This is a genomic window from Blastococcus sp. SYSU D00922 (assembly GCF_054050495.1).
In genome coordinates this window covers 23,287-33,421 of sequence record NZ_JBJGZL010000022.1, presented here as the reverse complement: position 1 = coordinate 33,421, position 10,135 = coordinate 23,287, and the positions used below count along the sequence as shown (strand labels likewise).

The following is a 10,135-nucleotide window of genomic DNA, read 5'->3' as shown; positions in this document are numbered from 1 at the left end:
GCGCCGCGACGTGCGGCGCCGCCACCCCTGCGCGGGTGCGCGCGAGCGGGCCTGTACAGTTGCTCCCGGCTCGGACGCACCAGACCGGGCACGCAAGGGGCTGTGGCGCAGCTGGTAGCGCACCACACTGGCAGTGTGGGGGTCAGGGGTTCGAGTCCCCTCAGCTCCACCCCGATGACCAGGCCGTTCTCCTCCGGGAGGGCGGCCTGAGTCGTCTCCGACCGCTCACGACCGTGTGCGTGCTCAGTTCCGCTCGACGCTCACGACCCCGGGCGCGTCTCGATCCGGAACGAGAGCAGATGGCGGTGGTGGGGCGGTCGTGACATCGGCACCCGACCCGATGCCCTCGGTGTCGGGGGTGAGCGCGGCCCGCACGTCCTCCTCGTCCTCGCGGGCGCGTCGGACGGCGGCCTCCAGCAGCCGGAGCTGGCGGTCCAGCGGCGCCTGCCGGTCCGGCGGTGCCACGCTCTTGAGGTCGGCCAGGGCCGCGCACAGCTTGCGGCTCACCTGAGGCTCCGACGCCCCCGCGAGGCGGATCTCGTCGAAGGCCAGCCGCACGTAGCCCTCCCAGCTCACGGTCCGCTCGAGAAAGCGCACCACGCCGTCCTCGTCGCGATGCTCGCCGGCGGGCAGGGGGCGGCCGGCGATCTGGCGCAGCAGGTCGTGCAGCCGGTGCAGCGCCTGGACCGCCGTCGTGGGGTCCTCGAAGGGCTGCGCGATCGACCGGACGGCGATGTCGACGAGCTTGCGGAAGCCGTAGGCGAGGTCCTCGGTGTGCACGCGCTCCGCCTCGAGGACGACGTGGCGCGTGACGTCGGCGTCCCGGAGCGCAGGGGCCGGGCGCCCGTCCGGACTCGTCGTCGACCGGCTAGCCGGGTGCACCCGGAACACGGGCGCACCCCCGACGACGAAGTCCCCGACCACGGGGACGAGCTCGAGCACGCAGTCCGCCCGCCTGGCCGCGGCGACCAGCGCGGGGCGGTCGACGCGGATCACGTTGCCGGGCTCGGTGGCGACGATCTCGTTCCTGCCGGCGGAGACGACGGGCGAGTCCCCGTGCTGGCGGACGATGAACTCGCGGCTGCGGTCGCCGACGAGGTCGATGAGCCCGGCGACCCGGAGCCCCTGACCGGCGTGGTGGACGAACAGGATCAGCACCACGATGCTGGCGAACACCAGGAGGTAGCACAGCAGCATCGACACGCCGGGCACGGTGCCGGTGTCGGAGCCGCGGACCTCGCGCATCGTCAGCACGCAGACCAGGAAGCTCGCGCCGAACAAGCCGATCGCCAGCTGGCTGAACCGGTCGTTGAGCAGCGCGCCGACGATGCGGGGCGAGAACTGGCCCATGGCCAGCTGGACGGCGACCAGGGTGACCGTCAGGACGAGCGACGTCAGCGACACCATGGCGGTGGCGAACGAGGACAGGATCGTCTGGGCGTCGGACGGTGTCCCCGTCAGGCTCTGCGGGACGAGCCGGTAGTCCGTGGCCCTGTCCAGGGCGAGCGTTCCGGCGACGACGAGGACTCCGGCGGCCAGGCAGCTGATCGGCAGCAGCCACATGCTCGTGCGGACGAAGTGCCGGAGCTGCATCGTGCTCATGCGACGGATGCCTGCGGGCGCGCCGCCCCGATGCACGACCCGTACCCGATCATCGGCTTCCCTCCGCGTCGACTCATGGCCTGGTGCGGCCGTGCCCGACCCGGCGACCTCGCGGAGCGCCCGGTCACCTCATGCAAATCGATGCCGGCGGGACGGCGCCATCGGCAGAACGGCCCATTCAGCCCCGGCAGGGCGACGGCACCAGGGGCACGTACAGGCCCTGGCGCTCGGCCCGCACGGCGGCGAGCGTCCTCGACGGCGCATCCAGCTTGACGAGGATGTGCTCCAGGTGGGCAGCGACCGTCCGCGGGGCCACGACCAGCGCCCGGGCGATCTGCTGGTTGGAGCACCCGTCGACCAGCAACCCCAGGACCTCCAGCTCGCGCGGAGTCAGCCCCCGCAGGTCCGTCACCGGGGAGAGGACGACGGTTCCGAGCAGGCTCGCCGTCGCTGCCGCCTCTGGACTGGCCAGCACGGTCACCCGGACGTGCCCGTCGGGGGCCTGGCGGCCCCCGCGCGGCCAGAGGAAGGACGCGAACACCTGGCCGTCGGCGATGTACGAGCGCGCGAGCTCGATGACCGGCGATCCCGGGGCGAGCACGGCGTCGCCGTCCATGCCGGGCAGCGGGCTGGTGCCGCCGTTGCGGCACAGCACCGTGCCCGCGGTCGCCCCCCGCACCACTCGCGCACCCGCGGCCAGCGAGCGCAGGGGGTCTATCCCGTGTGCCAGGACGCCGGTCATCTGCTGCAACCGGCGCCGCACGACCGTGGAGGGTGGCTCCTTGCCGCCGTGGAGCAGCGCCAGGAACCCCACGTGGCGCCCGCCTTTGTTGAACAGGGCGACGGAAAGGTTCTCGTGGAAGCCGGCGGGGATGAGGCACTCGGCCCAGGTCGGCAGGTCGGTGGCCGGGTAGGGCAGGTCGGAGACGCTCAACGGTGGGCGGGCGCGGTCGGCCCCTGTCACCTCGATGTCGTGCGCCGTCTCGGGACCGCTCATGTACTTCAGTACGCCGTCGTCGAGGTCCGTGCTGGCCAGGGAGGTGTAGCGGCTGCTCATCGGATCGGCGAGCGCCATCCACGCGGCGTCGAAGGGCACGACGCGGCGGAGCGACTCCAGCATCTGCTGCGATCGTTCCGGGACGGGGATGGGCGAAGCGGCGGTCTCCGCCAGTTCGAGGATCGGGGTCTTCTCCACGGGCACTCCCGGGACCGCAGCGCCGGCGTGACCGCTGGCTGTTCAACGGTGCCGACGCTTGCTGCCCGCGGCCCTCATACCGCCGAGGCGGACGGAGTATGCCCGTTCCGGATGTCGAAAAGTCGAGGTGGCCCTGAGGCAACGGCTAACGGTGCCTCCGGCGAGGTCGCGCGACCGCGGGCCGGTCACGGCGGCGGACGTCACCAGGCTCGACGTACTGCCCGGGCCCTCCCGTGCTGGGTGGCCGGGGCGTGCAGGACGCGCTGGGCGACCGCGGCCAGGCCGATGCCCACCAGGGCGGCGGCCGACGGCTTGGGCGACCAGCGCAGGGCGCCGACGGCCCAGCCGACGGGTGCGTCGAGCTGGCCATCGGATTCACGACGCCGTCCCGCCGTCACCGACCCCGGCGAGGTGCCCGCGAAGGCATCGAGCATCCCCCGGACGAAGGCGGTCATGTCCTGCGGGCCTCTGCTGGTGGTCAGGTTCCCGTCCTGGACGAGCTCCTGATCGAGCCAGGTCGCGCCCGCGTTCACCAGGTCGTCGCGGATCCCGGGCCAGGAGGTGAGGGTCCGTCCCTCCACGAGGCCGGCCGATGCGAGCACCCACGGTCCGTGGCAGAGGGTGGCGATCGGCTTGCCGCTCTCCGCGAACGCGCGGACGAACGCCCGTGCCGGAGCGGACTGGCGGAGGAGGTCGGGGTTGATGAAGCCACCGGGGAGCAGCAGCCCGTCGTAGTCGCCGGGATCGGCTGCGTCGACCGTCTTGTCGACTCGGACGCGGCTCGCCGGCATGTGCAGGTTCACCCCACGGATCCGCCCGCGGCGGAGCGACACGACGTCCACCGTGGCGCCGGCCGCCGTCAGGGCTCGCAGCGGAACGACCAGCTCCACCTTCTCGAAGCCGTCCGCCGCCAAGGCGGCGATGGTCCGGCCCTTGAGCCTGCGTCTGGTGCGCATGTCGTCCCCCTGTCGCTCGATGGTGAGAGGTCGCGGAGAGCTCGTCGGCAGGGGCGGCTGGGTCGTGGCGCACGGGAGCGAGCCGAGGTCGCCGACGGACTTCCAGCGCTCCGGCCCATCAGACGGGGTCCGGGAGCCGACGGGCATCGGCAGATCTGCCGATATTCCGGCGCTCCCCTGCGGGTAGTGCGGATGTGCGGTGGTCGCGGTCGAAGGCCGACGCAGAGCCAGGGCCGGTGATCAGAGCCGGCCGCCTGGGCGCCGCGAGGCGCCTCACGAGCCCCGGGGTCCGCGGCCCCAGGAGGGAATCCGATGCGAGCGATGGTCTACCGAGGTCCCTACAAGGTCCGGATGGAGGAGAAGGCCCGGCCGAAGATCGAGCACCCCAACGACGCCATCGTCCGGGTGCAGCTGGCCGCCATCTGCGGGTCCGACCTGCACCTCTACCACGGCATGATGCCGGACACCCGGATCGGGCACACGTTCGGCCACGAGTTCATCGGCGTGGTGGACGAGGTCGGGTCGTCCGTGCGGAACCTCTCCGTCGGCGACCGGGTGATGGTGCCGTTCAACATCTTCTGCGGCACCTGCTGGTACTGCGCACGAGGTCTGTACTCCAACTGCCACAACGTCAACCCGAACGCCACGGCCGTCGGCGGCATCTACGGCTACTCCCACACGACCGGCGGGTACGACGGGGGCCAGGCCGAGTTCGTCCGGGTGCCGTTCGCCGACGTCGGCCCGTCAAAGATCCCGGACTGGATGGCCGACGAGGACGCGGTCCTGCTCACCGACGCCACGGCGACCGGCTACTTCGGGGCCCAGCTCGGCGACATCGTCGAGGGGGACGTCGTGGTCGTCTTCGGCGCCGGACCGGTCGGACTCGTGGCGGCGAAGTCGGCCTGGCTGATGGGCGCCGGCCGGGTCATCGTCATCGACCACCTGGAGCACCGGCTGGAGAAGGCGCGCACCTTCGCCCACGCCGAGACCTACAACTTCACCGAGTACGGCGACATCGTCCTGGAGATGAAGAAGACGACGGACTGGCTGGGCGCGGACGTCGCCATCGATGCCGTGGGCGCGGAGGCCGACGGCAACTTCATCCAGCACGTCACCTCGTCCAAGTTCAAGCTGCAGGGCGGATCCCCGGTGGCGCTGAACTGGGCGATCGACTCCGTCCGCAAGGGCGCGACCATCTCGGTGATGGGCGCCTACGGCCCGCTGTTCAGCGCCGTCAAGTTCGGTGACGCGATGAACAAGGGGCTGACGATCCACACCAACCAGGCCCCGGTGAAGCGGCAGTGGCCACGGCTGTTCGAGCACGTGCGCAACGGTTACCTCAAGCCCAGCGAGCTGGTCACCCACCGGGTGCCCCTCGAGGACATCGCCGAGGGCTACCACATCTTCTCGGCCAAGCTCGACGGAATCATCAAGCCCCTCGTCGTCCCGACCGCGGCGTGAGCGACAGGAGAACCCGATGACCTACACACCGCACAAGCCCCCGATCGCCGAGTCACCCGACGAGCTGCGGGCGCGCATCCCCGGCTGGGGCGTCGACCTCGATCCCAAGGACCGGCCCTCGGTGCCGAAGCTTCAGTTCCAGGAGGACTTCACCGGCGCGCACTGGGAGTTCCCGGAGCGGCAGCCGGAGAAGTACCCACGGGAACGCTCGCCGGAGCACGGGATGCTCACCCCGGTCTTCGGGACCGCCCAGCCGCCGTCGGGCATCGCCGGTGTCATCCGCCGCTACGCCTACACGTTCAGCGAGGGCCGGACGGCGCACTGGCTGCTGCTCATCGCCGCCGACCGCGTGGACGCGTGGGAGCACCACCTGAAGTCGTTCCTCACGCTCCGCCCGGACAACCCCATCACCGAGACCGGGGTGAAGGCCGAGTTCACCCACCACGGCATCTCGTCCCGGTTCGGCCAGAACCGGACCGACGTGAAGCACCAGTGGATGGACCCGGTGATCGTCGGTGGCCCGTGGATCGCCGCGGCGGGGGTCGTCTACAGCGGGGCCCGGAGCGTGGCGAAGTCGCTGGCGCACGCGGGGTCGAACGGGCACAGGACGCTGCACTGAGCCGGGGCCCGACCGGAGGTTCTCGACATGGCCGGCACCGGTCCCGCCCCTCGCCACCCGGGTGGGAGTGCTCGGTCGCCCGGAGCCGTCGAGGGCGGCTGCAGCCCTGGACCCGCCTTGCCGTGCTGCAGCTGGGGGTACCGCACCGTTGTGAGGAGCAACCGGTGTTGCCCTGACGGAATACCTTGGTGGTGTGCCCGTTGCGGCATGGCCACGAGGACCCGGACGGACGATCTCGGCGGTGAACTGACCCGTGGAGCTGCGCCAGCTGCGCTACTTCCTCGCGGTGGCCGAGGAGGGACGCTTCAGCCGGGCTGCGCAACGGCTGCACATGGCCGCGCCGTCGCTCTCGCAGCAGATCCGTGCACTGGAGCGGGAGCTCCGGGTCCCCTTGTTCGAGCGCAGCCCGGAGGCGGTCCGGCTCACCCCCGCCGGCGTCGTCCTGGTCGACCGGGCCCGGGTCATCCTGGCCGAGGTGGACCGAGCCGTGACGGACGTGCGCGTCGCCGGAGCGGATGCCCGAGAGCGGCTGAACCTGCGGGTGGCCACCATGGCCGACCTCGTCCTGGACGGCCCGCTCCGGCACGCCGCGCTGGCGGTCGACGGCGTCCAGGTGTCCGTGAGCTCCAGCGGGGGAGACGACGCCCTCGAGGCCGTGCGCCAGGGGAGGGCGGACGCGGCGGTCGTCTGGAGCCGGTCCCACCGGCAGCGGGATCTGGCCGGCGTGGTCCTGGGCTCGGTCGTCCTCGGCGTCGTCCTCCCTCTCGCGCACGCGTTGAGCGGCGCGGCGAGCGTCCCGGTGACCGCGCTCGCCGGAGAGGTCCTGGTGATGTTCCCGCGCGAGCCGTTCGACGGGATCTGGGACCGCGCCGTGGAGCACGTGTTCCCCGCCGGGGCGGCGCAGGACCAGGTCGTCATCGAACCGGACCTGCTGAACGCCCCGGAGGCGGTTCTGCGCGCGGTCGGAGCCGGCACCGGCATCGCCCTGAGCATCCTCGGGCTGGTCGATCACCGGGGGATCGAGGGGATCGCCGTCCGGCCTCTCGTCCCGGCTCTGCGGTGGGACCTGGAGGTGGTCTGGCGGGAACCGGCGACCCCCGCGGTCCGCAGGCTCGTCGACTTCCTGGTCGAGTCCTCCACGGGTCCGCGGACCCTCGTCGAACCGGTCCCGGGCGACGGTCGGCGGCAGGTCGACGTCACGGCGTGAGGACGACCTTCTCGCAGCGGTCCTCCTTGTTCTTGAAGATGTCGTAGCCGTGCGGCGCCTCGGCCAGCGGCAGGCGGTGGGTGATCACGCGCGTGGGGTCGATCTCGCCCCGTTCGATGCGCTCGAGCAGCGGGCGCATGTACCGCTGGACGTGGCACTGACCGGTCTTCAGGGTCAGGGACCGGTTCATCCAGGAACCCGCCGGGAACTTGTCGATGAACCCGCCGTAGACGCCGATGACCGAGACGATGCCTCCGCTGCGGCAGGACATGATCGCCTGGCGCAGGACGTGCGGCCGGTCGGTCTCGGACCGGAGCGCCTGCTTGGCCCGGTCGTAGAGGTTCACGTGGGCCGCGCCGTGGGTGGCCTCCATGCCGACGGCGTCGATGCACTTGTCCGGGCCGCGGCCGCCGGTCAGTGCGAGCAGGGCCGAGCGGACGTCGGTGTCGGAGTAGTCGATCGTCTCGTAGCCCTGCGCCGCGGCCATCTCGAGCCGGTAGGGGACGTCGTCGATGGCGATCACCTTCGCCGCGCCCAGCACCCGGGCGGAGTCCATCGCGAACTGCCCGACCGGCCCTGCGCCCCAGACGGCGACGACGTCGCCGTCGGTGATCTCGCACATCTCCGCGCCCATGTAACCGGTGGGCAGGATGTCGGAGAGGAAGAGCACCTGCTCGTCGGAGAGGTCCGACTCGATCTTCAGGGGGTTGACGTCGGCGAGCACCACGCGGGCGTACTCGGCCTGGCCGCCGGCGAAGCCGCCGGTGAGGTGGGAGTAGCCGTAGATGCCGGCGACCGGGTGGCCGAACATCTTCTCGGCCACACCCGCGTTGGGGTTGGTGTTCTCGCAGCACGACCACAGCTGGTTCCGGCAGGCGGAGCAGGCGCCGCAGCCGATGGGGAAGGGGACGACGACGCGGTCGCCGACCCGGAGCTTGTCGCGATCGACGCCCGGGCCGACCTCGACCACCTCGCCCATGAACTCGTGGCCCATGACGTCGCCCTTCTGCATCGTCGGCACGTAGCCGTCGAGCAGGTGCAGATCCGAGCCGCAGATCGCCGTCGAGGTGATCCTGACGATGGCGTCGCGGCTGTTGAGGATCCTCGGGTCGGGGACGTCCTGCACCTCGACGGTGTTCGGGCTGACCCAGGTGTTCGCCTTCACGCCAGCGCCTCCTTCAGCTCCTCGTCGGTGAGCGGCTGGGCGGGGTGCTGCGGGAACTCCTCGCGGGCCTGCTTCCCCCGCGGGGCTCCGTCACTGCGGATCACCTCGCCGGTCTCCATGACCTGCTTGAACCGGCGCAGGTCGTCGTCGAGCTGCTGGGACGGCTCCTCGCCGAAGTACTTCGCCACAGCCTTGCCCAGGGCTCCGCCCGGCAGTTCGTAGCTCAGGAGCACGTACACCTCGGTGCCGCGCCCGCCCGGTGCGGGCACGAACCGGACCTGACCGGAGTTGGGCACGTCCGCGCCGTCGAGCGAGCGCCAGGCGATGCGCTGCCCGGGGACGTCCTCGGTGGTCTCGGCGTCCCACTCGACCGACTGCCCGAACGGTGCGCTGGCCTTCCAGTGGCTGCGGCGCCCGTCGGTGGGGCGAACCTCGTCCAGGTGTGCCATGAACGTCGGGAGCCGGTCGAGCTGCCGCCAGAAGGCGTAGACCTCCTCCGGTGGCCTGGTCACGGTCGTGGTCGAGGTCAGTTCCATCGGGGTCGGGCTCCCTCTCCGGAAGGACGGTGTCGATGCAGCAGAACGTCCCGGCCCCGGGCGGCGCCATCGGCAGAACGACCGATTGCCGGCACTCGCCGGCCGCGACGAGCGTGGAACGCTCCGGTGCAGGGCCGGTCCGCGCGGAACGGGTCAGCTCCCCCCGGTGACCCGCGGCGGGATGCGGACGCCGTCGCGCAGCGCCCGCACCATGGCCGCCGTGAGGTTGCTGGCCCGCAGCCCGACCAGGATCCGACCCAAGGAGCCGGCCACCGCCTCGGCGGAGACCTGGAGCGACCGGGCCAAGGCCGGGACGTCCGTGACGCCGTCGATCAGGAGGCCCAGCACCCGGAGGTCGAGAACGGTGAGGCCGTGCAGCTCCCCGGGTGGGGACAGGAGCACCGCGCCGCAGACGTGGTCGAGCTCCGGGCGCGCGACGTCGAGCGCGGTGACGCGGACGAGCCGCTCGCCGTCGGTCCCGGGTGCAGGGGCGAGGAACGAGGTGAACGCGCCGCTCTCCGCCAGCTCCTCGCGAGCGGTCCCGAGGATCGGTGAGCCCGGCGCCAGCAGGGGGTCCCTCGGCAGACCGGGCAGGGGCAGGACGTCACCTCCGCGGGTGAGCACGACGCCGGCGTCTGCGTCCTCGACGATCCGGGCCGTCTCGGCGACGTCCCTCGTCCGGTCCAGGTCGTCGGCGATCGCCGTGGTGACGGCCGCGAGGGCTCGTCGGTCGGCCTCTGCCGGCCGCGACGGGTCCGTCGAGAGCAAGCTGAGGAAGCCGACGTGCCGCCCGGCCGACGTGAACAGGGGAGCAGCCAGCCCCTGCCGGAAACCTGCCGGGAGCAGGTGGTCGGCCCACGCGCGGACCTCGGGCAGGGGGATCGGCAGCTCGCTGGCCAGGATCGGCCCCCGGTGCCGGTTGAGACCCAGCTGCTCCAGCTCCTCATCGGCCTCCGGTCGGCCGAAGTAGTCCCGGAGCGGCTCCACAGTGCCCGTGGTGGCCAGAGGGACGTGCCGGTGCCGCTCGGGATCGCGTGTCGCGAGCCAGCCGGCGTCGAACGGCAGGACCCGCTCGAGCCGCTCCAGGATCTCCGCGGCGCGATCGTGCACCGTCGCGGACGACGAGGTGACGTCGGCGAGGTCCAGTCCTCGCCCTCCCGGCAGCCTCGTGTCGCCCCCGCCCATGCGCGCCGCCCTCCCTCCGTACGACACCGCTACCCGGCTGCCCGACTGCGTGGCTCCAGAGTCGTCCACGGACCGGTGGACGGCATCGGGAGAGCGACCGATCCCGCCCGGGGATGCTCCGGGACAGGCCCGGCGGAGGCCGTCATCGCCTCCGTCGATGGTGGCCATCGAGGACGGGCGATCAATCCCGCGGCGCGGGCCGTCGACAT

9 protein-coding genes and 1 tRNA gene are annotated in these 10,135 nt (G+C 72.0%); 4 read left to right on the top strand and 6 right to left on the bottom strand.

Annotation, left to right across the window (positions count from 1 at the left end; translation table 11 throughout):
• Window positions 1-96: 96 nt before the first annotated feature.
• A tRNA-Ala gene (locus tag ACI78T_RS20190) sits at window positions 97-169 on the top strand.
• A 74-nt stretch (window positions 170-243) separates the two neighbouring features.
• On the opposite strand, the gene ACI78T_RS20185 is transcribed toward ACI78T_RS20190, so the two are convergent.
• The 3 genes from ACI78T_RS20185 to ACI78T_RS20175 form a co-directional block, all read right to left on the bottom strand.
• Window positions 244-1,602 (bottom strand): DUF2254 domain-containing protein, encoded by a 1,359-nt coding sequence (locus tag ACI78T_RS20185; RefSeq protein ID WP_456559922.1) that lies wholly within the window; start codon window positions 1,600-1,602, stop codon window positions 244-246.
• A gap of 178 nt (window positions 1,603-1,780) precedes the next feature.
• Complete coding sequence (locus tag ACI78T_RS20180; RefSeq protein ID WP_456559921.1) at window positions 1,781-2,797, bottom strand: LuxR C-terminal-related transcriptional regulator; 1,017 nt, start codon at window positions 2,795-2,797, stop codon at window positions 1,781-1,783.
• A gap of 200 nt (window positions 2,798-2,997) precedes the next feature.
• Window positions 2,998-3,753, bottom strand: coding sequence for a type 1 glutamine amidotransferase domain-containing protein (locus ACI78T_RS20175; RefSeq protein WP_456559920.1), 756 nt, complete (start codon window positions 3,751-3,753; stop codon window positions 2,998-3,000).
• A gap of 312 nt (window positions 3,754-4,065) precedes the next feature.
• On the opposite strand from ACI78T_RS20175, the gene ACI78T_RS20170 reads away from it, so the two are divergent.
• The 3 genes from ACI78T_RS20170 (at window position 4,066) to ACI78T_RS20160 (ending at window position 7,040) form a co-directional block, all read left to right on the top strand.
• Window positions 4,066-5,214, top strand: a complete 1,149-nt coding sequence (locus tag ACI78T_RS20170) for a zinc-dependent alcohol dehydrogenase (RefSeq protein WP_456559919.1) — start codon at window positions 4,066-4,068, stop codon at window positions 5,212-5,214.
• A gap of 16 nt (window positions 5,215-5,230) precedes the next feature.
• Complete coding sequence (locus tag ACI78T_RS20165) at window positions 5,231-5,833, top strand: hypothetical protein (RefSeq protein WP_456559918.1); 603 nt, start codon at window positions 5,231-5,233, stop codon at window positions 5,831-5,833.
• Window positions 5,834-6,086: 253 nt separating this feature from the next.
• The gene (locus ACI78T_RS20160) at window positions 6,087-7,040 is read left to right on the top strand and encodes a LysR family transcriptional regulator (RefSeq protein ID WP_456559917.1); all 954 of its coding nucleotides are present in this window, start codon (window positions 6,087-6,089) and stop codon (window positions 7,038-7,040) included.
• On the opposite strand, the gene ACI78T_RS20155 is transcribed toward ACI78T_RS20160, so the two are convergent.
• The 3 genes from ACI78T_RS20155 to ACI78T_RS20145 form a co-directional block, all read right to left on the bottom strand.
• Window positions 7,030-8,205, bottom strand: a complete 1,176-nt coding sequence (locus tag ACI78T_RS20155; RefSeq protein WP_456559916.1) for a zinc-dependent alcohol dehydrogenase — start codon at window positions 8,203-8,205, stop codon at window positions 7,030-7,032. The genes ACI78T_RS20160 and ACI78T_RS20155 overlap by 11 nt on opposite strands.
• Complete coding sequence (locus ACI78T_RS20150; RefSeq protein WP_456559915.1) at window positions 8,202-8,741, bottom strand: SRPBCC family protein; 540 nt, start codon at window positions 8,739-8,741, stop codon at window positions 8,202-8,204. The genes ACI78T_RS20155 and ACI78T_RS20150 overlap by 4 nt, the downstream gene beginning before the upstream one ends.
• 153 nt (window positions 8,742-8,894) lie before the next feature.
• Window positions 8,895-9,926: a GAF domain-containing protein gene (locus ACI78T_RS20145; RefSeq protein WP_456559914.1), complete on the bottom strand. Its 1,032-nt coding sequence runs from the start codon at window positions 9,924-9,926 to the stop codon at window positions 8,895-8,897.
• Between the last annotated feature and the right edge of the window lie 209 nt (window positions 9,927-10,135).